The 20,309-nt window shown below is 75.7% G+C and carries 21 protein-coding genes and 1 pseudogene; 10 read left to right on the top strand and 12 right to left on the bottom strand.

Annotated elements, in window-relative coordinates; all coding sequences use genetic code 11:
* Positions 1-15: 15 nt before the first annotated feature.
* Positions 16-660 carry a dihydrofolate reductase family protein gene (locus BD833_RS19830; RefSeq protein WP_166534890.1) on the bottom strand — a complete coding sequence of 215 codons (645 nt, stop codon included), beginning with the start codon at positions 658-660 and terminating at the stop codon, positions 16-18.
* An 83-nt stretch (positions 661-743) separates the two neighbouring features.
* Positions 744-1,907 carry an ROK family protein gene (locus BD833_RS19825; RefSeq protein ID WP_166534889.1) on the bottom strand — a complete coding sequence of 388 codons (1,164 nt, stop codon included), beginning with the start codon at positions 1,905-1,907 and terminating at the stop codon, positions 744-746.
* Between the two features lie 155 nt (positions 1,908-2,062).
* Between BD833_RS19825 and BD833_RS19820 the strand changes: the two genes are divergently transcribed.
* Positions 2,063-2,566 carry a hypothetical protein gene (locus BD833_RS19820; protein WP_166534888.1) on the top strand — a complete coding sequence of 168 codons (504 nt, stop codon included), beginning with the start codon at positions 2,063-2,065 and terminating at the stop codon, positions 2,564-2,566.
* Between the two features lie 13 nt (positions 2,567-2,579).
* On the opposite strand, the gene BD833_RS19815 is transcribed toward BD833_RS19820, so the two are convergent.
* Positions 2,580-3,128, bottom strand: coding sequence for a helix-turn-helix domain-containing protein (locus BD833_RS19815; protein WP_166534887.1), 549 nt, complete (start codon positions 3,126-3,128; stop codon positions 2,580-2,582).
* Positions 3,129-3,181: 53 nt separating this feature from the next.
* On the opposite strand from BD833_RS19815, the gene BD833_RS19810 reads away from it, so the two are divergent.
* The 4 genes from BD833_RS19810 (at position 3,182) to BD833_RS19795 (ending at position 5,474) form a co-directional block, all read left to right on the top strand.
* Positions 3,182-3,529 (top strand): hypothetical protein, encoded by a 348-nt coding sequence (locus BD833_RS19810; RefSeq protein WP_166534886.1) that lies wholly within the window; start codon positions 3,182-3,184, stop codon positions 3,527-3,529.
* 1 nt (position 3,530) lies between these two features.
* Positions 3,531-4,484 carry an alpha/beta hydrolase family protein gene (locus BD833_RS19805; RefSeq protein ID WP_166534885.1) on the top strand — a complete coding sequence of 318 codons (954 nt, stop codon included), beginning with the start codon at positions 3,531-3,533 and terminating at the stop codon, positions 4,482-4,484.
* Between the two features lie 82 nt (positions 4,485-4,566).
* On the top strand, positions 4,567-5,061 hold the full coding sequence (locus BD833_RS19800) for a cupredoxin domain-containing protein (protein ID WP_166534884.1): 495 nt from the start codon (positions 4,567-4,569) through the stop codon (positions 5,059-5,061).
* On the top strand, positions 5,061-5,474 hold the full coding sequence (locus tag BD833_RS19795; RefSeq protein WP_166534883.1) for a hypothetical protein: 414 nt from the start codon (positions 5,061-5,063) through the stop codon (positions 5,472-5,474). Before BD833_RS19800 ends, BD833_RS19795 begins: the two co-directional genes overlap by 1 nt.
* A 45-nt stretch (positions 5,475-5,519) precedes the next feature.
* On the opposite strand, the gene xylA is transcribed toward BD833_RS19795, so the two are convergent.
* Positions 5,520-6,683, bottom strand: coding sequence for a xylose isomerase (xylA, locus tag BD833_RS19790; protein WP_166534882.1), 1,164 nt, complete (start codon positions 6,681-6,683; stop codon positions 5,520-5,522).
* An 83-nt stretch (positions 6,684-6,766) separates the two neighbouring features.
* Complete coding sequence (locus tag BD833_RS19785; RefSeq protein WP_166534881.1) at positions 6,767-8,044, bottom strand: ROK family transcriptional regulator; 1,278 nt, start codon at positions 8,042-8,044, stop codon at positions 6,767-6,769.
* A gap of 227 nt (positions 8,045-8,271) precedes the next feature.
* Between BD833_RS19785 and BD833_RS19780 the strand changes: the two genes are divergently transcribed.
* Entirely contained in the window at positions 8,272-9,690 is a 1,419-nt protein-coding gene (locus BD833_RS19780; RefSeq protein ID WP_166534880.1) for a xylulokinase, read from the top strand.
* Between the two features lie 28 nt (positions 9,691-9,718).
* Here BD833_RS19780 and BD833_RS19775 read toward each other — a convergent pair whose 3' ends face one another.
* Complete coding sequence (locus BD833_RS19775) at positions 9,719-10,360, bottom strand: alpha/beta fold hydrolase (protein WP_243737830.1); 642 nt, start codon at positions 10,358-10,360, stop codon at positions 9,719-9,721.
* Between the two features lie 117 nt (positions 10,361-10,477).
* On the opposite strand from BD833_RS19775, the gene BD833_RS19770 reads away from it, so the two are divergent.
* Complete coding sequence (locus BD833_RS19770; RefSeq protein ID WP_166534878.1) at positions 10,478-11,905, top strand: NAD(P)/FAD-dependent oxidoreductase; 1,428 nt, start codon at positions 10,478-10,480, stop codon at positions 11,903-11,905.
* Between the two features lie 56 nt (positions 11,906-11,961).
* On the opposite strand, the gene BD833_RS19765 is transcribed toward BD833_RS19770, so the two are convergent.
* The 3 genes from BD833_RS19765 to BD833_RS19755 are packed head-to-tail and all read right to left on the bottom strand — an operon-like array spanning position 11,962 to position 15,057.
* A complete protein-coding gene (locus BD833_RS19765) occupies positions 11,962-12,636 on the bottom strand; it encodes an alpha/beta hydrolase (protein ID WP_243737829.1) in 675 nt (224 codons plus the stop codon).
* A gap of 2 nt (positions 12,637-12,638) precedes the next feature.
* Complete coding sequence (locus tag BD833_RS19760) at positions 12,639-13,934, bottom strand: erythromycin esterase family protein (protein WP_166534877.1); 1,296 nt, start codon at positions 13,932-13,934, stop codon at positions 12,639-12,641.
* Positions 13,927-15,057, bottom strand: a complete 1,131-nt coding sequence (locus BD833_RS19755) for a carboxylate-amine ligase (protein ID WP_166534876.1) — start codon at positions 15,055-15,057, stop codon at positions 13,927-13,929. The genes BD833_RS19760 and BD833_RS19755 overlap by 8 nt, the downstream gene beginning before the upstream one ends.
* 128 nt (positions 15,058-15,185) lie before the next feature.
* Between BD833_RS19755 and BD833_RS19750 the strand changes: the two genes are divergently transcribed.
* Positions 15,186-16,115: a GGDEF domain-containing protein gene (locus BD833_RS19750; protein WP_166534875.1), complete on the top strand. Its 930-nt coding sequence runs from the start codon at positions 15,186-15,188 to the stop codon at positions 16,113-16,115.
* Positions 16,116-16,117: 2 nt separating this feature from the next.
* Here BD833_RS19750 and BD833_RS19745 read toward each other — a convergent pair whose 3' ends face one another.
* Complete coding sequence (locus tag BD833_RS19745; RefSeq protein ID WP_166534874.1) at positions 16,118-16,921, bottom strand: SDR family oxidoreductase; 804 nt, start codon at positions 16,919-16,921, stop codon at positions 16,118-16,120.
* Positions 16,922-17,000: 79 nt separating this feature from the next.
* Here BD833_RS19745 and BD833_RS19740 point away from each other — a divergent pair.
* Positions 17,001-17,441, top strand: a pseudogene (locus BD833_RS19740) (CAP domain-containing protein); the annotation flags it as partial.
* A gap of 192 nt (positions 17,442-17,633) precedes the next feature.
* Here BD833_RS19740 and BD833_RS19735 read toward each other — a convergent pair.
* Complete coding sequence (locus tag BD833_RS19735) at positions 17,634-18,593, bottom strand: helix-turn-helix transcriptional regulator (protein ID WP_166534873.1); 960 nt, start codon at positions 18,591-18,593, stop codon at positions 17,634-17,636.
* Positions 18,594-18,683: 90 nt separating this feature from the next.
* On the opposite strand from BD833_RS19735, the gene BD833_RS19730 reads away from it, so the two are divergent.
* Entirely contained in the window at positions 18,684-19,223 is a 540-nt protein-coding gene (locus BD833_RS19730) for a DinB family protein (protein ID WP_166534929.1), read from the top strand.
* A gap of 10 nt (positions 19,224-19,233) precedes the next feature.
* Here the strand turns inward: BD833_RS19730 and BD833_RS19725 are convergent, their stop codons facing one another.
* The gene (locus BD833_RS19725; protein WP_166534872.1) at positions 19,234-20,187 is read right to left on the bottom strand and encodes a hypothetical protein; all 954 of its coding nucleotides are present in this window, start codon (positions 20,185-20,187) and stop codon (positions 19,234-19,236) included.
* Positions 20,188-20,309: the final 122 nt, after the last annotated feature.

Here is a 20,309-nt window from a genome sequence, read left to right as displayed (position 1 = left end):
AGCCGGCGCAGGCGGTCAGCGTCGCCAGAACAGGTGGTGCACGACGCCGCTGGGGCTGGGCACCTCCTCGTGGGAGAACCGGTCGAGCAGGTCGTCGGGCGACTCCCAGAGGCGCTCCCCCGCGCCGAGGGCCACCGGCGCGACCGACACGTGCAGGACGTCGACGAGGTCGGCCTCGAGGAACTGCCGGACGACGGCGACCCCGCCACCCAGCCGCACGTCCTTCCCGCCGGCCGCCTCCCGCGCCTGCTCGAGGACCGCGGCCGGCTCGCCCTGGACGAAGTGGAACGTGGTGTCGGAGAGGCTGAACGACGGCCGCGGGTGGTGGGTCATGACGAACACCGGGGTGTGGAACGGCGGCTCGGCACCCCACCAGCCCTGCCACTCGTGGTCCGGCCACGGTTCGCGCTGGTGACCGAACTTGTTGCGGCCCATGATCTCGGCGCCGATGTTGCGCGCGTAGTCGCGCGTGAAGAGGTCGTCGATCCCGCGGCTGCCGCCGGGCTTCGTGCGGTTGGGCCAGCTCGCCGTGGCGACCGCCCAGCCGAGCAGGGCCATCGGATCGGCGTGCCCGAACGGTCGTTCCAGGCTCTGGTGCTCACCGGCGCCGAAGCCGTCGCTCGAGACACCGAAGTTCTGCACTCGGAGCAGCTGGGTCATGGCGGTCCTCCTGTCGGGTCGATGACAGGGAGACCACCGAGACGCGGCGAACTCATCGGCGCACCGGGCAGCCCCGGCCGGGGTCAGCGCGCGAGAGCCTGGACGGAGTCCTCGTCGAGGAACTCCTCGATGGCCATGAGCGAGGCGCCCACCCGGCCCGAGAGGTCCGGCGCCTCGCTGACCGTGACCTCCAGCGCCCGGGCGGCCAGCGGCATCGACCGCCGGTAGACGGCCTCGCGGATGCCGGCCAGCAGCGGGACGCCGGCCTGGGCCACGCCGCCGGTCATCACGATCCGGTGCGGGTTGAAGAAGTTCACCAGCGCGGCCAGCACGGTGCCGATCGTCCGACCGGCGTCCCGCACCAGCTCCAGGGCGACGCCGTCGCCCTGGGCGGCCAGGCGCACCACCTCGCGGACGGTGGTGACCGGGAGCCCCGCCGCGACGGCGTCGCGCAGGAGGGCGCCGCCGCCGGCGATGGCCTCCAGGCAGTTCTCCTGCCCGCACCGACACAGCACGGTGCGGCCGTCGGGCTGGGCGACGTGGATGTGCCCGATGTCCCCGGCGCTGCCCTGGGCACCGCGGTAGACCCGCCCGTCGACGATCACCCCGCAGCCGATGCCGGTGCCCACCTTGACGACCAGCACGTCCTGCACCGATCCGGCGACGCCCATCTCCCCCAGCGCCATGACGTTCACGTCGTTGTCGACGTAGACCGGGCACTCGTAGCGCCCGAACGCGCTGGGCACCGGGTAGTCGTGCCAGCCGGGCATGATCGGCGGGTGCGACGGCCGGCCGGTCGAGAACTCCACCGGCCCGGGCACCCCGATGCCGATGGCGCAGACGTCGCCGGGGGTGAGCCCGACCTCGGCCAGCACCTGCTGCGCCAGCCGGTCCACCTCGGCCAGCACCGGGCCCGGGCCGTCGGCGATGTCGATCGGGTGGCCGACGGTGCCGAGGATCTGCGCCGAGAGGTCGGTGACGGCGACGTCGACGCTGGTCACCCCGAGGTCGACCGCGAGCACGCACCCGGCCCGGCTGTTGAACCGCAGCAGGGTGGGCGGGCGCCCGCCGGTGCTCCAGCCCCGGCCGCCCTCCTCCAGGAGGTTGGCCGCGATCAGCTGGTCGACCCGCGCGCTCACCGTGTTCCGGGAGGCGCCGGTCAGCGCGACGAGGTCGGCCCGGCTCCGCGCGCGACCGGTCCGCACGTGCCGCAGCAGCACGCCGGCCGAGGCAGAGGTGGTCGCCACGCCGCCATAGTGGCACGCCGGGCGCGCCCGGCCAGGCACGGAAGGCTGCCGGGACGGCGGAACCACCCGCCGGGGTTGGGCCGCCGCGGCGGCGGGCACAGGGGCCGGGCAGGCTGGTTGAGCACTCCACCAGCTCCCGACCAGAGAGGTGTCCCATGGGTCTGCCCATCACCCTGTCCGAGATCGCCCCGCGCATCTCCGCCGGCGCGTTCATCCTCAACAGCGGCCTCGGCAAGCGCGGGGCCGACGAGGAGGCGGCCGCCGGCATGCACGGCTTCGCCAGCGGCACCTACCCGTTCCTGGCCTCGGTGCCACCGCAGCAGTTCGCGAAGGCGCTGTCCACCGCCGAGATCGCCGTGGGCGCCGCGCTGCTCACCCCGTTCGTCCCGACCGCCGTGGCCGGCGCCGCGCTCACCGCCTTCTCCGGCGGGCTGCTGGGGCTCTACCTCAAGACCCCGGGCATGCGGAAGGAGGGCAGCCTCGCCCCCACCGAACAGGGGCTGGCCATCGCGAAGGACAGCTGGCTGCTCGGCATCGGCATCGGCCTGCTGGTGCGCGGGACGATCGACCGGGAGCCCCGGCGGGTCCGCAAGGCGGCGAAGACCCTGGACAAGGCGAACAAGCGGGCGGCGAAGGCCCGCAAGCGGCTCGGCGACTGACCTCGCCGGGGGCTCAGCGACCGACCTCGCCGGGGGCGGCGCCCCCCGGCACGTGGACCAGGCCGACCAGCCGGCGCCGGCGCCCGTCGCCGGGCCGGTTGGCCAGCCGGGCCTGCAGCGCCCCGCGCAGCTCGGTGGCGAGCTCGGCGAACTCCGCCTCGTCCAGCCACAGGCCCACCTGGCGGTAAGCCACGCCATCGCGCACCAGGTCGGGATCCCCGCGGTCGAGGTAGCGGTCGAAGTCGCCGAGCAACGCGGCGACGAACGTGGTGAACGCCCGCCGGTGGTCGTCAGCGGTCATGCCCGCCAGGTCGTCATCGGCGACGCTCGCCGCCGCTCCGGGCAGCCGGTAGCTGCGCTCGGCGGCGCCGCGCACCTTCCGCTCGCCCACGACCTCCAGCACGCCCGCGTCGGCGAGCACCCCGACATGCCGGTACAGCGTGGCCGGCGGGACGTCGGGCAGCTCGGCGCGCAGGTCGCCGGTGGTGAGCTCGCGATCGCCCAGGAACGCCTGCACCACACGCAGCCGCACCGGGTGCGGCAGGAGGTCGACCGATTTCACGACTCACCATTCTCAATCTTGATAACGTTCTCGAAGGTGAGAATCGTGGCGGCATGGCCACGCTGCAAGCGACCCCCACCACGCTCACCGTCCGCCTGACCCGCGGGGAGAAGATCGCCGGGCTCCTGCACGACGTCTCGGTGCCCCGGTCCTCGATCCGCGAGGTGGACGTCGTTCGCGACGGCCCGGGCGCCCCCCGCGGCCTGCGCGCACCGGGGCTGGGTCTGCCCGGCCTGCGCAAGATCGGCACCTGGCGCCGTCCGGGCGAGCGCACGCTGGTGTGCGTGCGTCGCGGGCAGCCGGCGGTGCGGGTCCGCCTGGAGGGGCAGCGCTACGACACCCTGCTGGTCGGCGCCGACGACGCCGCAGCCGTGGCCGCCTCCCTTCTCTCGGGGCGCTGACGTGCGCGACGTCCCGCTGCAGGTCCCCGGGCCCGCGGCACCCCTGGCCGGCACGCTGACGCTGCCCGACCGGCCCCTGCCCGTACCGGCGGTGCTCCTGGCCCCGGGCTCCGGTCCGCTCGACCGGGACTCCAACCACCGCCGCGCCCGGTTCGACGTCACCCGGCAGCTGGCCGCCGCCCTGGCCGGAGCCGGGATCGCCTCGCTGCGCTACGACAAGCGCGGGGTGGGTGAGAGCCCCGGCGACTGGCGGGCGGCCGGGCTGCACGACAACGCCGACGACCTCGCCGCCGCCCTCGACCGCCTGCGCGACCGGGCCGAGGTGGACCCGGCGCGGATCGTGCTCGCCGGGCACAGCGAGGGCGCGATCCTCGCCGCCGCGCTCGCCGCGCGAGGCGTCCCGGTGGCCGGGCTGGTACTCCTCGCGATGAGCGCCACCCCGGGCGAGGAGCTGCTGCGCTGGCAGGCCCGGCAGATCGGGCCGACCCTGCCCCGGCCGGTCCGGCTGCTGCTGCGGCTGCTCCGGGTCGACCTGGAGCGGAAGGTGGCCGCGAACCACGAGCGGATCAAGCGCACCACCACCGACGTCGCCCGGATCGGGAGCGCGCGGATCAACGCGCGGTGGCACCGGGAGTTCCTGGCGCACGACCCCCGGGAGGACCTGCGCCGGATCTCCGCCCCGGTGCTGGCGATCACCGGCGCCAAGGACCTCCAGGTCCCGCCGGAGGACCTCGCCGTGGTGGCCGGCACGGCCGCCGGGCCGGTGGAGACCCATCTGGTGCCCGACCTCACGCACACGCTGCGCCGCCAGCCGGGACCCGCGTCGCTCGGCGCCTACAAGAAGGAGCTGCGCTCGCCGGTGGACGACGAGGTGCTCGGCACGGTCGTCGACTGGTGCCGGACCACCGGGCCGGTCGGAACCCATCCGGAGCAGCCGCGGCGCACGAACACCTGATGTCCCGGCGGCAGCACCGTGCCTGGGACAGCGGGCGCCGTGTGCAGCCGAGCGGACGGCCCCGTCGATCCGAGGAGGGCCCATGTCCCGTTCCCGCAGCTCCCGTTCTCGCACCTCCGGGAGGATGCGCCCGGCTGCCTCGGCGCTCCTCCTCGCCGGCACCCTCTCCCTCACCGCCGCCTGCGGCATGGGTTCCGACGACGGGGCCGCCGCTCCGGCGCCCGTGGAGAGCCCGTCGTCCAGCCCGTCGTCGTCCACCGCGCCGGAGCCGGCCGCGCCCTCGGGCTCGGAGAGCGCCGTGCAGACGATCACCGCCACGGAGGAGGACTTCAGCATCTCCGTGGACGAGGACCAGCTCTCCGCCGGCAGCTACGAGATCGAGGTCGTCAACGCCGGCGGCGCCAGCCACGACCTGGTCGTCGAGCGCGACGGCGAGGACGTCGCGGCCACGGAGATCCTCAGCCCCGGCGGGTCGGAGACGCTGACGGTCGACCTCGAGCCCGGGACGTACGTCTTCTACTGCAGCGTGGGCGCCCACCGCTCCATGGGCATGGAGATCACCATCGAGGTGACCTGATGACCACCGCACCGGCTCCTGCCCGGCCGGCGACGGCGCTCACCTGGGCGCTGCGGATCGCGGGAGCGGTGCTGCTGGCCGCGATGGCGTGGCTGCACCTGGACCTGTGGTCCGACGGCTACCGGACCATCGACGTGATCGGCCCGGCCTTCCTGCTGAACGCCGTCGCCGGCTTCGCCCTCGCGGTCCTGCTGCTGGCGGTGCCGCGCCGGCTCCTCGCCCGGGCCGCCGTCCTGGGTGCGCTCGTCGCCGCCGGGACGCTCGCGGCCCTGGTGGTCTCCACCACCGTCGGGCTGTTCGGCTTCGTGGAGTCGACCGCAGCTCCCCTGTGGTGGGAGACGTTCTGGGTCGAGACCGCCGCCCTCGTCGTACTCCTGGCCCTGACCGTCGTCGCTCGACGACGGCCCGCCTGACCGGAGCGGGCGGGCCGGAACCCCGGCCGCCCGCCCCGGCAGGGCTCAGCGGACGCCGAGCAGGTGCTCCATCGCCAGCTGGTCCAGCCGCTCGAACTGCAGCCCGCGCTCACCGAGGGCGACCGGGTCGTGGGCCTCGTTGCGCAGCGCGTCGAGGCTCTCGCCGTCGCCCAGAGTCGGGACGGCGAGCTCGCCGACCTTCGCCGCCTCCAGCGCCTCGGCGACCTCGGGGTCGGCCCGGAACGCCTGCGCCTTCTCCTTGAGGATCAGGTAGTTGCGCATGCAGGCACGGGCGGTCTCCCAGACGCCGTCCATGTCCTCGGTGCGCGGCGGCTTGTAGTCGAAGTGCACGTAGCCGTCGTAGGCCTTGCCCGTGCCCGAGCCGAGCATCGTGTCCACGGTCCAGAAGGCGCCGCGCAGGTTGCCGGCACCGAAGCGCAGGTCCTGGTCGAAGCGCGGGCCGTGCTGGCCGTTGAGGTCGATGTGGAAGAGCTTGTCGTGCCACAGCGCCTGGGCGATGCCCTGGGCGAAGTTCAGCCCGGCCATCTCCTCGTGCCCGACCTCGGGGTTGAGGCCGACCCGGTCGGGCTCCTCCAGCTCGTTGATGAAGGCGATGGCGTGCCCGATGCTCGGCAGCAGGATGTCGCCGCGCGGCTCGTTGGGCTTGGGCTCCAGCGCGAAGCGCATGTCGTAGCCCTTGTCGCGCACGTACGCGCAGAGGAGGTCCAGCCCCTCCTTGTACCGGTCGAGCGCGGCGGCGACGTCCTTGGTGCCACCGGACTCCGAGCCCTCGCGGCCGCCCCACAGCACGTAGGTCTTCGCGCCCAGCTCGGCGGCGAGGTCGATGTTGCGCAGCACCTTGGCGATCGCGTACCGGCGGACGGCGCGGTCGTTGGCGGTGAAGCCGCCGTCCTTGAAGACCGGGGCGCCGAAGAGGTTGGTGGTCGCCATCTCGACGCCCATGCCGGTCTCGTCGAGCGCCTTCTTGAACCGCTCCAGGGTCGCGTCGCGGGTGGCGTCGTCGGGCACCAGGTCGTCGTCGTGGAAGGTGACGGCGGCCGCGCCGAGTTCGGCGAGGCGGTGCACCGCCTCGACGGGGTCCAGCACCGGGCGGACGGCACCGCCGAAGACATCGACGCCCTGCCAGCCCACGGTCCAGAGGCCGAAGCTGAACTTGTCGTCCTTGGTCGGGGTGAATCGGTCGGTCATGCGGGGATCTCCGTCCAGAGAAATCGATATCGGACACTGCATCGGGAAGTACGGGGAGCCGCCGGGGGAACCCCGGCGGGTGCTCAGGGGGCGCCGGCGGGAGCGAGCGCGGCCACGGGGACCAGCGTGGGGTCGTCCAGGACCGACTCCAGGGCCACGTGCGCGCCACCCCGGACGGCGGCGGTGAAGCCCAGGGTGGAGAGGACGACGCGGGCGCCGGCCATGCCCGGGGCGAGGACGCGGGTCTCCAGCTCCGCCAGGAGCGGCGCCATGAGGAACCGGCCGAGGACGGCGAAGTAGCCGCCCAGGAGCACCACGCGCGGGTTGAACACGTTGATGAGCACGGCGGCGCCGGTGCCCAGCGACGTGCCCACCTGCTCCAGGGCCGCCAGCGTGCGGGCGTCGCCGTCCTCCGCGCGGCGGGCCACCTCGGCCAGCCGGGTCTCCAGGTCCCGGCCCGGGTCGTGCACCGGGTCGCCGGGATCGGCGGCGCCGCGCAGGAGGGCGGCCAGCCCGACCACCGTCTCCCAGCAGCCGCGCCGCCCGCAGCCGCAGACCCGGTCCGGGTCGCCCAGGGACGTGTGGCCGACCTCGCCGGAGAGTCCGCCGGCGCCGCGCAGCAGCCGGCCGGCGACGACGACGCCACCGCCGACGCCCACCTCACCGGTGAGGTAGACCAGGTCGGGCGTGCCCGCCTCCGAGCCCATGGCCCACTCGGCGATGGCCGAGAGGTTCGCGTCGTTCTCGACGCGGATCGGGAAGTCGACGCCGAGCCGGGCGCGCAGTCCGTCCAGGACGGCCACGTCGCGCCAGCCGATGTTGGGGGCGAGCGTGACGACCCCGTCGACGCTGCGGACGAGCCCGGCGACCGCGACGGTCAGCCCGGCCGGGCGGGCACCCGCCGCGGCGGCGACGGCCACCGCGTCGGTCACCAGCGCGGCGACCGCATCGAGCGTGCGCTCGGCGCCCAGGGCCGGGATGTCGAGCGCCCGCCGCTGCTCGTGGAGGACCGCGCCGCGCAGGTCCAGGACGAGGACGGCGGCGTAGTCGACGTTGAGCTCGACGCCGATGCCGCAGACGCAGGCGCCGTCCAGGTGCACGGTGAGCCCCGGCCGGCCGACCGAGCCGGCCCGGTCGACGTCGCCGGTGCTGACCAGGCGCCGCTCGGCGAGCTCGGCGACCAGGCTGGACACCGTCGCCTTGTTCAGGCCGGTCTCCTGGGCGATGCGGGCGCGGGACCGGGGGCCGGAGTCGCGCAGGTGCCGCAGCACCAGACCGAGGTTGGTGCGCCGCACGGTGGCCTGGTCGGCCGGCGCACGCCGCTCGGAGGAGCCGTCGTACAGCGTCGGTACGGTACCCACCGCCACCTCCTCGGCTCCGTCGACGTGGATTCGTCGGTTGAGTCAACAAATTAGGGGCGCCGGTGCCGGCGGTCAAGACGAGCGCTCCCCCGATCCGGCTACCTCGACCCGGCACGGCCGGCCGAGGCCGCCTAAGGTCCCAGTCCCATGACCCCCGTGTCGCTGCCGCGCCCGCCCGCGGCCCGCCCCGTCCGCGTCCCGACCGCCACGGCAGCCGGAGCGCTCCGATGACCCTCGTGGCGGGCGTCGACACCTCGACGCAGGCGTGCAAGGTCGTCGTCCGGGACGCCGGCACCGGGCAGCTCGTGCGGTCGGGCCGCGCGCCGCACCCGGAGGGCACCGAGGTCGACCCGCGGGCCTGGGAGGAGGCGTTCCGGGCCGCGGCCGAGGCCGCGGGCGGCCTCGCCGACGTCGCCGCCGTCGCGGTCGGGGGGCAGCAGCACGGGATGGTCTGCCTGGACGAGCGCGGCGAGGTCGTGCGCGACGCCCTGCTGTGGAACGACGTGCGGTCGGCTCCGGCGGCCGCCGAGCTCATCCGCGAACTCGGCGACGGCGACGACGCGGCCGGCCGCCGGGCGTGGGCCGACGCCGTCGGGCTGGTGCCGGTCGCCTCCTTCACCGCCACGAAGCTGCGCTGGCTGGCCGACGCCGAACCGGCCAACGCCGACCGCACCGCCGCCGTGTGCCTGCCGCACGACTGGCTGACCTGGCGCATGTCGGCCGACCGCGAGCTCGGGACGCTGGCCACCGACCGCGGCGACGCCAGCGGCACCGCCTACTGGTCGGCCCGCACCGGCGAGTACCGGCTGGACCTGCTGGAGCTGGCGATGCGCGGGCGCCGCCCCGCCGTCCCCCGCGTGGCCGGCCCGGCCGAGGCCGTGGGCACCCTCGCCGGCACGCGAGCGGTCCTCGGCCCGGGCACCGGGGACAACGCGGCGGCCGCGCTCGGTCTCTCCGCCCGCCCCGGTGACGTGGTGGTCTCGATCGGCACGTCCGGGGTCGTCTCGGCGGTGACCCCGACGGCGGTCGCCGACGTGACCGGCACCGTCGCCGGCTTCGCCGACGCCACCGGCAACCACCTGCCGCTGGTCGCCACGCTGAACGCCGCCCGGGTGCTCGACGCCGCGGCGGCGCTGCTCGGCGTCGACCACGCCACCCTCTCCGACCTCGCGCTGTCGGCCCCCTCGGGAGCCGACGGCCTGGTGCTCGTCCCCTACCTCGAGGGCGAGCGGACGCCCAACCTGCCCCACGCCACCGGCTCGGTGCACGGGCTCACCCTGCGCACCTCCACGCCGGCGCACTGGGCGCGGGCCGCGGTCGAGGGGCTCCTGTGCGGCCTGGCCGACGGCATCGAGGCCGTCGTCGCCCAGGGCGTCCAGGTGGAGCGGGTGCTGCTGGTCGGCGGCGCCGCCCGCTCGCCCGCCGTCCAGCAGCTGGCGCCGGGCATCCTCGGCCGGCCGGTCCTCGTCCCGCCGCCCGGCGAGTACGTGGCCGACGGCGCCGCCCGCCAGGCGGCCTGGGTGCTCTCCGGCGCCGACACCCCGCCCGAGTGGCCCCAGCCCGGCCTCGCCGAGTTCGACGCCGCCCCCGCCACCGCCGTGCGGGAGCGCTACGCGGACGTGCGCGGCCGGACCGACGGCCAGTAGGAGGACCGGTCCGGCGCCCCGCCTCCGGTCAGGTGGGCAGGAGCGACCGGACGGCGGCGGCGACCTCGCGGGGATGGGTCTGCACCGTCATGTGCACCGCGCCCGGCAGCTCCACCAGCCGGCCGCGCGGGGCCGCCGCGGCCACCCGGGCCGCCCAGTCGCCCGGGCAGAGGGCGTCGCGCGTGCCCCGGACGACGACCACCGGCACGGGAAGCCCCGCCAGCCGGGCGTCGATCGGGTCCGGCGACGCCGTGCGCCACAACGCGGTCATCGCCCGCGGCCCGGTGTGCAGCCACTGCCGGAGCACCAGCGGCACCTGCCACCAGGGCTCGGTGAACGCGGTGCGCAGCCAGCGCCAGGACAGCACGCGGAACGGGCGCATCCGCGGATCGGTCGTCGGGCCGCAGAGCACCACCCCCACCACCCGGGGGTCGCGGGCGGCCGCCGCGGCCACCTGGCAGCTCTGCGAGTGCCCGACCAGCACGACCGGACCGTCCGGCAGCGCGGCGCGGAGCCGGGCGGCGAGCTCGTCCACCGGCGGGACCCGCTCGGCCAGCCCCATGCCGGGCAGCACCACCACCGTCGCCCCAACTTCTTTCCGCAACCTGCCCGAGGAACGTTCATCCAGCCCGAGACCGGGCACGAGAACAACGGAGACCGAGGGCGGCATCCCCACGGGTCTACCCGCCCGCGGCCGGCTCCGCGAATACAGGACACCGGCGTGTGTCCCGCATCTCACAGGGGCCGTTCGAGAGCGATCCCGCCCGGAGTGGAAGGATGAATCATCATGACGACATCACCAGCGCAGGTCCCCGCCCCGAACGACTTCCCCGGCGGGCGGCCGCGCGTCGTCATCATCGGCTCCGGCTTCGGCGGCCTGTTCGCCGCGCGGGCGCTCCGGAAGGCCCCGGTCGACGTCACGCTGATCGGCAAGACCGCCCAGCACCTGTTCCAGCCGCTGCTCTACCAGGTGGCCACCGGCATCCTCTCCGAGGGCGAGATCGCCCCCGCCACCCGGGAGATCCTGCGGGGGCAGAAGAACGCCCGCGTCATCCTCGGCGAGGTCACCGAGATCGACGTCGCCGCCCGCACCGTCAGCTCCGAGATCCTCGGCCGCAAGACGGTGCACCCCTACGACGAGCTGATCGTCGCCGCGGGCGCCGGTCAGTCCTACTTCGGCAACGACCAGTTCGCCGAGTTCGCGCCGGGCATGAAGAGCATCGACGACGCCCTCGAGCTGCGCGGGCGGATCTTCGGCGCCTTCGAGCTGGCCGAGATCGCGCACGACCAGGCGGAGATCGACCGGCTGCTGACCTTCGTGGTCGTCGGGGCGGGGCCCACCGGCGTGGAGATGGCCGGCCAGATCGCCGAGCTGGCCCGGCGCACCCTGCGGCGGGACTTCCGCAACATCAACCCGACCGGCGCGCGGGTCATCCTCCTCGACGCCGCACCGGCGGTCCTGCCCTCCTTCGGCAAGAAGCTCGGCGACCGTGCCCGGCGGCAGCTCAACGAGATCGGGGTCGACGTCCAGCTCGGCGCGATGGTCACCGGCGTCGACGCCGACGGGCTCGAGGTCAAGGACACCGACGGCACGGTCCGGCGGATCCAGGCGGCGACCAAGATCTGGGCGGCCGGCGTGCAGGCCAGCGAGCTCGGCCGGATGCTCGGCGAGCAGACCGGAGCCGAGGTCGACCGCGCCGGGCGCATCTCGGTCGAGCCCGACCTCACGCTCCCGGAGCACCCGGAGATCCACGTGGTCGGCGACATGATGGCCCTGAGCAAGCTCCCCGGGGTCGCGCAGGTCGCGATCCAGGGCGGCCGCTACGCCGCCGAGGCGATCCAGCGCCGGGTCACCGGCAAGAAGCCGCAGGACCCGTTCCACTACTCCGACAAGGGGTCGATGGCGACCATCTCGCGGTTCTCCGCGGTCGCCGACATCGGGCCGTTCAAGTTCAGCGGGTTCATCGCCTGGGTGCTGTGGCTGGTCGTGCACCTGATGTACATCGTCGGCTTCAAGAGCCGCGTCACCACGGTGCTGCACTGGATGGTGAGCTTCCTCGGCCGCGGCCGGTCCGAGCGGGTGGCCACCCAGCAGCAGGTCTACGGCCGGCTGGCCCTCGAGCAGCTCGGGCCCAACTGGGAGGTGTCCAAGACCGGCGGTCCGAAGAACACCGATCCGGGCGACGAGGACATCACCCAGCGCGAGTCCGCCTGAGTTCGCGCACCGGCGGGACGGACGTCGACCGTCCCGCCGGTGTGTGTGAGCCCGGCTCACGAGGTACCCAGCCACCAGCCCAGCGCCGTGGCCACGCCCTCAGGGCGGACCACGTGCCCGCCGTCGAACTCGTCGTAGGTGACCGCGTAGGCCGACGCGTCGAACGCCGCCGCCAGCCGGCGGCCGCAGCGGTCGACCGGCAGCACCCGGTCGCCGGTGCCGTGGGTGATCCAGATGCGTGGTGTGCCGACCTGCACCGGCGGACCGGCGAACCCCGGGGAGAAGGCCAGCACGGCGTCGAAGAGATCGCCGTTGGCCGGCCCGAGCGACAACGCGTAGGAGGCGCCGTCGGAGAAGCCGCCGACCGCCGACCGCGAGACGGCCACGTGCGCGCCGAGCTGCGCGAGCGCGGCGTCGAGGACCGCGACGTCCCGGCCGAGCCGGCCGGAGATCAGGTCCCAGGTCGCCGCGCCCGAACGCGGGGCGAGCACCAGCACACCGCGTTCGGCGGCCATGGGGCCGACCGCCGCGAGGCTCTGCGCCGGCTCCCCGCCCGCGCCGTGGAAGAAGACCAGCAGCGGGCGGGGCGCCGGCTCCCCCGGGGGAACGGCGAGGAGCACCTCCGCTCCCCCGCCGAGCTCCAGCGCGTGGACGCCGGCCGGCCAGGGATCGACCGGCGGCGCGGCCGGCGGACGGCTGTCGAGGCGGCCGGACGCGGCGGAAGCGGGCACGGTCAGGCCCCGAACGCCGCGGCGGGCACGTGCTCGTCGGCGTGTTCGAGGTGCAGCGGCCGCAGCGGCGTGGTGTCGTCCAGGTAGAGGAAGGCGTCGTACCGCTCGCCCAGCACCGTGGGCACGTAGTTCCCCCACCGCTCCCGCTCCGGCCGGTAGACGACGCCGATCGCCCGGTGGTCCAGCCGCCGGTCGAGCCACTCCGGCCTGCCGTCCCGCGGGAAGAGGAACAGCGCGTCCTCGCCGACTGCGTCGTGGATCCGGTCCTCCAGGCTCCCGGCCCGGGCCGGGGGCACCGGCATCCGCTCCATCTGCGCGCCCCACTCCCGGCCCGCGACCACCCCGCCGCGGTACCCGCCGAACCCCACCAGGACGACGTCATCCGTGCCGTGCCGCTCGCGCAGCAGCTGCCCGACGTTGGTCATCCCGGCGTCGGCCATGTCGGTGGCCCGCGCATCGCCGATGTGCGTGTTGTGCTCCCAGACCACGGCCCGGCGGCCGGTGTGCTCGAGCAGCCGGTCCAGGGTGTCCACCATGTGCACGTCGCGGACGTTCCAGGACTCCGCGGAGCCGCGGACCATGGCGCGGTAGTAGCGCTCGGCGTCGACCACCACCGCCGCGTTCTGCTCGGCCGAGAAACGGGCCTCGGCGTCGATCGCCGCCTCCGCCCGGCCGCGCTCGGCGCACAGCGAGCGCAGCAGCTCCACGGCTGCCTGCTCGCAGGAGGTGGGCGCGAAGCGGCTGGCGAAGGCGTACTCGGCGCCGTCCTCGCCGAACGGCTCGAAGCAGGCCAGCGCCGCCTTCGCCTGGTCGACGTGGCCGGGCTCGTGCTCGGCCAGCCAGTCGACCAGCGCGTGCATGGAGTCCCAGAGGCTGTAGACGTCGAGGCCGTAGAAGCCGACCCTCCGGTCCTCCGGCAGCCCGGCGTTGTGCTGCCGCAGCCAGCGGCAGAAGTCGGCGACGTCGTCGTTGGCCCACATCCAGGTGGGCCACCGGGAGAAGGCGTCGAGCGCGTTGCGCGGGTCCTCGTCGGCGTCCGCACGCAGCCGCACGCTGCGGTTGACCCGGTAGCAGTCGGGCCACTCACCCTCCACGGCCACGAGGCCGAAGCCGTGCTCCTCGATCAGCCGCCGGGTGAGCGCCGCGCGCCAGGCGTAGTACTCGTGCGTGCCGTGGCTGGCCTCCCCGATCGCCACCACGCGGGCGTCGCCGACCCGGTCGAGCAGCGGGTCGAGGTCGGCCGGCCCCCGCAGCGGCCGCGCGAGCTCCCGGATCTGCCGCAGCTCCCGATCAGCCATGCGCGCTCCCCTCCCGGACGATCGTCGCGGCCACCTCCCGCAGGTCGCCGGTGCGCCGGAACGTCGCGCGCTGGCGCGTCGCGGAGGTACCCCGGCCGAGCAGCTGCCGCACCAGCGCGCGGACGTCGTCCTCCTCGCCGGCGTCGGCCAGGTCGTCGGCGAGCTCGGCCAGCAGCCCCGCCACGGCGGTGCGGCCGTCGACCAGCGCGCCCGTGACCGGGTCGAACAGCTGCCCGCCGAGCCCGTCGCGAGCGGCCCGCCAGCGGGCGGCCCGCAGCAGCTCCGTGCGCACCTCGGGCACCGGCTCGTCCCGCTCCGCCCGCGCGGCCAGCACCCGCACCAGTGAGCGGACCAGCGCGGCGTGCAGCACGACGTCGTCCACATCGGTGCAGACGTCGGCCAGCCGGAACTCCAGGGTCGGCAGGTGCGACGACGGCCGGACGTCCCAGTACAGGTGGGAGGCGTCGCCGATGACACCGGCCGCGACCAGCCCGGTCACCACCGCCCGGAAGCGGTCCGCGGAGCCCTGGAGCTCCGGGATCCCGGTGTGCGGCCAGCGGCCCCACTGCAGGGTCCGGTAGCTCTCGTAGCCGGTGTCGGCGCCGTCGTGGAACGGCGAGCTGCCGGTCATCGCCAGCAGCACCGGGAGGTAGGGCCGCACCCGGTCCAGCACGGCCACCGCCGTGTCCAGGTCGGGCACGCCCACGTGCACGTGGCAGCCGCAGATGTCCTGCCGCTGCGCCAGCCCCGCCCAGCGCTCGACCATGGCCTCGTAGCGGGGGCCCGGGGTGATGACCTGCTCGCGCCAGCCCGCGAAGGGGTGCGTGGAGGCCGGGAGCAGCACCACCCCGGCGCCCGCCGCGGCCGCCCGCGCCTCCGCCCGGGTGGCCGCGAGCTCGTCGCGCACCTCGGTCAGGGTCCGGCAGACGCCGGTGGCCGTCTCCAGCTGCGTCGTGGTGATCTCCGGGTGCACCCGCGCACCGAACTCCCCCGCCAGCGCGGCGGCGGCCAGCCCGGGGCTGGGCGCCAGCCGGAAGGTCTCCGGGTCGACGAGGTGGAACTCCTCCTCGACGCCCAGGGTGCTGCCCGCGGGAACCGGGGGGCCGGGGGCGAGATCATCCACGCAGGCCCCTGTGCCCCGGGACGGCTCCCCTCACCCGTGCGGGTGACCTGCGGGGGTTCGCTGCCGTGGCCCACCCGGGAGGTGCCGATGGGACGGCGGCAGGATGCGGAGAACGGGGAGGTGGCGCGGTGCACGGCGGAGGACGGACCCCCGCCGCGCTCCTGGCACTGCTGTACCTCGTCGCCGGGGCGCTGTGCTGGGGAGGCGCGGCGGTGCCGATGGCCCCGGGGACCCCGGTCGGTCTGCTGTGGGTGCTGGGCGCGGTCGGCCTGGTCACCGGTGCGGCCCTCGCGTGGGCGGCCGGGCGGGTGCCGCCGTGGGCGCTGCACGCCGGGGTGGCCGCGTTCGCCGTGCTCATCGGCCTGCTGGCCTGGCGGTCGGCCACCGCCGTGGGGATCGTCGGGCTCGGCCCGGCCCAGCTCGCCGCCGGGATGTACGCGGCGCACTTCCTGTCGTTGCCCGCCGCCCGGGCGCACGCGGCGCTGCTGATCGTGGCCGCCAGCGCGGGCGCGTGGGCCGCCGCCCCCGGCGGATTCCTCCCGGCCTGGCTGCCGGTCGTGGCGGCGGTGGCGGTGCTGACCGAGGTGCAGGGGCGGCTGGCCCGGCGGCTGCGGACCGCCGCCGGTACCGATCCGCTGACCGGGGTGGCGAACCGGCGGGCCTGGGAGGAGCACACCTCCCGGCAGCTGGCGCAGGCCGCGCGCACCGGTACGCCGATGGCCGTGGCGATCCTCGACCTCGACGACTTCAAGGAGGTCAACGACCGCGACGGCCACGTCGCGGGCGATGCGCTGCTGCGCGACCTCGCGGCCGGCTGGACCGGGCGGTTGCGCCGGGGGGACCTGCTGGGGCGGTACGGCGGCGACGAGTTCGTCCTCTGCCTCCCGGACACGTCCGAGGCGGCCGCGGCCGAGCTGATGGCCGCGCTGGAGTCCACCCATCCGTTCCGCTGGACGACCGGGGTGGCCGGCGCCCGTCCCGGGGACACCGTGACCTCGCTCCTGGCGCGCGCGGACGCGCAGCTCTACCGGAACAAGGCCGACCGCCGCAGGGCCTGAACTCAGCCGCGGCGCCAGTCGTCGCGCTCCAGGTGCGAGCCGGCCATCGGCCCCATCTGCAGCATTCCGCCGTCCACGGCCCAGGACGCCCCGGTGACGTAGCCGGCCGCCGGCGAGGCGAGGAAGGCGACGACGGCGGCGACCTCCCGGGCGTCCCCCGGCCGGCGCAGCGGGACGCCCGGCCGCTCGTGCCCCGGGGCGTCCGGGTCCTCGTCCTCCTGTCCGGTCATCGGGGTGGCGATCTCCCCCGGCGCCACCGCGTTGACGGTGATCCCGTGCTCGGCCAGCTCGAGCGCGGCGACCCGGGTCAGCAGCCCCAGGCCCCCCTTCGCCGCGCAGTAGGCCGCCGCGCCGACGCGCGGCTGGTGCTCGTGGACGCTGGTGATGTTCACGATCCGGCCGCCGTTCCCGGCGGCGACCATCCGCCGGGCCGCGCGCTGCAGGCAGAGGAAGGCACCGTCGAGGTCGGTCGCCAGCACCTCGCGCCAGGTGGCGAGGTCCAGTTCCAGCAGCGGCGTCATGTGCCCGGTCCCGGCGTCGTTGACCAGGACGTCCACCCCGCCCAGGGCGTCGGCCAGCTCGTCGACGACGTCAGCGGCCGCGGGCAGCCGGGTGAGGTCCAGGTGCCGCACCTCCGCCCGCCGGCCCAGCGCGCGCACCTGCTCGGCGGTCTCCTGCCCCGCGCGCTCCTCGCGGTGCCACGTGATCCCGACGTCGCAGCCCTGCTCGGCCAGGGCGACGGCGGTGGCCCGGCCGATCCCCGACTCCGACCCGGTGACGATCGCGACGCGTGAGGGGGCGGCCATGGCGACACGCTAGGTCCGCCGCCCCCACCGTGCAGTCCGGTACAGGGGTCCGCCGGCCCGGAGCGGGTACCGCAGCGGCATGGCCCGCCGCACCGCTCCGCTGCTCGGGGCGCTGGTCGCCGCCGTCCTCTCGACGAGCGGCTGCGTCGTCGCGTCGCCCTCGTCGGCATCGGGGACCGCGCCGGCTCCCCAGTCCCCGCCGGCGGCCGGCGACGCCGCGGCCCCGGAGGAGCGGATCGCCCGGGAGATCTTCGACCGGGTCAACGACGAGCGCCGGGCCCGGGACCTGGAGCCGGTCGCCTGGAACGAGGAGCTGGCCGGGGTCGCCCGCGACTGGAGCGCGGCCATGGCCGAGCGCGGGGTGCTGGAGCACCAGGACGTGCGGGAGGTGCTCTCCCGGGAGGCGCTGTCGGGCTTCCGGGGGCTGGGCGAGAACATCTTCACCGCCTCGGGGCCGGTGCCGGCAGGCGTCGCCCACGTGGGCTGGATGCGGTCGGACGGCCACCGGGCGAACGTGCTGAACCCGGGGTGGGACCGGCTGGGCGTCGGGGTGTTCTGCGCGCCGGACGGATCGGTGTGGGCGGCCCAGGAGTTCGGGCGCACGGTGGACGCCGACCGGCCGCCGGTGGCCGAGGAGACCCCACCGGTGGACCCGATCGCCCGGCCGGCCCCTCCTGCGCGTGAGGTCGGTCGCCGCCGCGGACGGCGGAGCTCAGCCGGTGGCGGCCCGGCCGAACCGCTGCGCCCACTCCCCCAGCAGGTCGCGCAGCTCCGGCGGGGAGACGACGGTGCACTCCGCGCCGGCGACGCCGAGCGCGAAGGCCGGCCAGGCGAGGTCGTCGGACTCCATGCGCACCCGGCAGCGCCGGTCGTCGACCGGCTCCACCGACGACCACCGGCCGATCCGCCGCCGCACCTCCTCGGCCGGCGCGTGGACCAGGACCTCCACCGCGGCCTGCGTCCCCCGGACGCCGAGCGCGGCGCGCACGAAGGCGGCGGCGTCCTCGGCCGGCAGCGCGCGCGGGGCGAAGCGGGCGCCGGTGGCGCGCGGCCCGGTCAGCCGGTCGAGCCGGAAGGTCCGCCACTCGCCCCGGTCGAGGTCGTGGGCGACGAGGTACCAGCGCCGCCCGAGCGCGACGAGCCGGTGCGGTTCGACGAACCGGTCGGTGCCGGTGCCGTCGGCCGCCGTGTAGGAGAACACCAGCCGCTCGGTGTCCCGGCAGGCCTGCGCGACCACCGTGAGGTCCCCGGGGTCGACCGTGCCGCCCGGGGCGGTCCAGGCCGCGGAGTCGGTGACGGCGCGCAGGGCGTCGGCCCGGTGACGCAGCCGGGGCGGCAGCACCTGGACGACCTTGGTCAGCGCGCGCACCGACGCCTCGGCCATCCCGGTCACCGCCGTCTGCGCGGCCGCCTGCAAACCGACGGTCAGGGCCACCGCCTCGTCGTCGTCGAGGACCAGCGGGGGCAGCGCGGCGCCGGGTGCCAGCCGGTAGCCGCCGTCGACGCCGGGCTGGGCCTCCACCGGGTAGCCCAGCTCGCGCAGCCGCCCCACGTCGCGGCGCAGCGTCCGCAGCGAGACGCCCAGGCGGTCGGCGAGCTCACCGCCCAGCCACTGCCTGCGGGCCTGCAGGAGCGAGAGCAGGCGCAGCGTGCGGTTCCCGGTGTCGGCCACGGGTCAAGAGTCTTCCGCATCGGTGACAGACGCTGGCACCAATGGCTCCTAGCGTCGTTCCTGACCGACCACCTGACGAAGGGATCCACCGTGACCGGCCAGAGCACCCTCCCCGACCAGCCCACCCTGACCGGCGAGCGCGCCGACCTGCTGGAGACGCTCGCGACCCACCGGCACTTCCTCCGGTTCGCCGTGCAGGGCCTCACCGACGACCAGGCGCGGCAGCGGCCGACCGCCAGCGAGCTGACCCTCGGCGGGCTGGTCAAGCACGTGTCCGGCACCGAGGAGTCGTGGGGGGACTTCATCCTGGAGGGCACGTCGGCCATGACGGCGGCCGACGACGCGGCCCAGGTCGAGGCCTGGGGCGAGGAGTTCCGCATGGGCCCCGACGAGACCCTCGCCGGCATCCTGGCCCGCTACGAGGAGGTGGCGCGGCGGACCGACGACCTGGTGCGCACGCTGCCCGACCTCGACCTGGCCCACCCGCTGCCGGAGGCGCCGTGGTTCCCGCCGGGCGCGGTCCGCTCGGCCCGGCGGGTGTTCCTGCACATCGTGGCCGAGACGGCGCAGCACGCCGGGCACGCCGACATCCTGCGCGAGTCCCTGGACGGCCAGAAGACGATGGGCTGACCGCCGCGGGTCAGCTCCCGCCCGTTCCCGCGAGGTGCTCCACGCGGGAGAGGGCGCGGTCGCGGGCCTCGGCGGCGTCCGTGGCATCGCGTTCGGCCGCGGCCCGCCGGCGCTCCTCCCGCTTCAGCGCGGAGGCGGCGTCGGCGGCCGCGCGCTCGGCGTCGGCCAGCTGGTCGGCCAGCTCCTCCACCCGTGCCGCCAGCTCCGCGCGCCGCCCGGCGAGCTCCGCCACCTGCCGCTGGTGCTCCGCCAGCACGCTCTCCGCCTCGTCCGCGGCGGCGGACGCCTCCTCCGCGGCCGCCTGCGCCTCCGCCAGCTCCCGCTGCCGCTTCTCCTCGGCCGCGCGCTGCCGCTCCTCCTGCTCACGCCGCCGGCGCTCGGCCGCGGGCTCCGCCTCGGGTCCCTTCGGTGCGGTGCGCCGGGCGGGCGCCCGCTGCGGCTCGGCGGCCGGCTGGGGCGGCGGGACGAGGCGGAGCTTCGGGCGACCGGTCAGCTCCCCCATGCCGCTGTAGGACATCGGCGCGGTCAGCCGTCCCGACAGCAGCGCCTCCCCCGCCTCCGGGTCGGACATCGCCGCCCGCAGCGTCTCCTCCACCTGGGTGGCGACCGCGGTGCTGACCGGGTGACCGGCGTCGTACGCCACCGCCCGCGCCCGCCGGGTGAGCGCGGTCAGCAGCTGGCGCCGCTGCACGTCGAGCGCCTTGAGCTCGTCCCCGGCCAGATTGTCCTGCGCCTCGCGCAGCAGGTCGCCCAGCTCGACCAGGCCCTCGATCTCGGCGCGGTGCGCGCGCACCAGCAGGTTGCACACCCACGCCGGGGTGGAGGGCTTGGGCAGCGCTCCGATCTGCTTGGCCAGCGCCTTGTCGCCGTCGGCCCGGGCGGCGTCCTGGCGCTCCTTGCGCAGCGCGATGAACTCCTCGGGCGGAACGGCGTACAGCTCGTCGGCCACCTCCGCCAGGTCCATCCCCGCATCCTGCCCTGACCCCCGGATGATCAGGACGCTCCTATGACGGGTCAAGCCGCGAGCGGTGGTGATTCGAGGCGTCGGTAGAGCTCGCGGGCGATGTAGCGCTTGAGGCAGCGTTT

Origin of the sequence: Blastococcus xanthinilyticus (genome assembly GCF_008124835.1) — a bacterium.
GTDB lineage: Bacteria > Actinomycetota > Actinomycetes > Mycobacteriales > Geodermatophilaceae > Blastococcus > Blastococcus xanthinilyticus.
The sequence above is the reverse complement of the archived record's forward strand: the minus strand, read 5'-3'. Positions and strand labels throughout refer to the sequence as shown.

Bases quoted from the DNA above. Each gene is read 5' to 3' on its own strand.
- BD833_RS19745 (WP_166534874.1), bottom strand. From the start codon at position 16,921: ATGGCCGCCCCCTCACGCGTCGCGATCGTCACCGGGTCGGAGTCGGGG.
- BD833_RS19780 (WP_166534880.1), top strand. From the start codon at position 8,272: ATGACCCTCGTGGCGGGCGTCGACACCTCGACGCAGGCGTGCAAGGTC.
- BD833_RS19800 (WP_166534884.1), top strand. From the start codon at position 4,567: ATGTCCCGTTCCCGCAGCTCCCGTTCTCGCACCTCCGGGAGGATGCGC.
- BD833_RS19795 (WP_166534883.1), top strand. From the start codon at position 5,061: ATGACCACCGCACCGGCTCCTGCCCGGCCGGCGACGGCGCTCACCTGG.
- BD833_RS19810 (WP_166534886.1), top strand. From the start codon at position 3,182: ATGGCCACGCTGCAAGCGACCCCCACCACGCTCACCGTCCGCCTGACC.
- BD833_RS19770 (WP_166534878.1), top strand. From the start codon at position 10,478: ATGACGACATCACCAGCGCAGGTCCCCGCCCCGAACGACTTCCCCGGC.
- xylA (WP_166534882.1), bottom strand. From the start codon at position 6,683: ATGACCGACCGATTCACCCCGACCAAGGACGACAAGTTCAGCTTCGGC.
- BD833_RS19775 (WP_243737830.1), bottom strand. From the start codon at position 10,360: ATGCCGCCCTCGGTCTCCGTTGTTCTCGTGCCCGGTCTCGGGCTGGAT.
- BD833_RS19820 (WP_166534888.1), top strand. From the start codon at position 2,063: ATGGGTCTGCCCATCACCCTGTCCGAGATCGCCCCGCGCATCTCCGCC.
- BD833_RS19760 (WP_166534877.1), bottom strand. From the start codon at position 13,934: ATGGCTGATCGGGAGCTGCGGCAGATCCGGGAGCTCGCGCGGCCGCTG.
- BD833_RS19725 (WP_166534872.1), bottom strand. From the start codon at position 20,187: ATGGACCTGGCGGAGGTGGCCGACGAGCTGTACGCCGTTCCGCCCGAG.
- BD833_RS19830 (WP_166534890.1), bottom strand. From the start codon at position 660: ATGACCCAGCTGCTCCGAGTGCAGAACTTCGGTGTCTCGAGCGACGGC.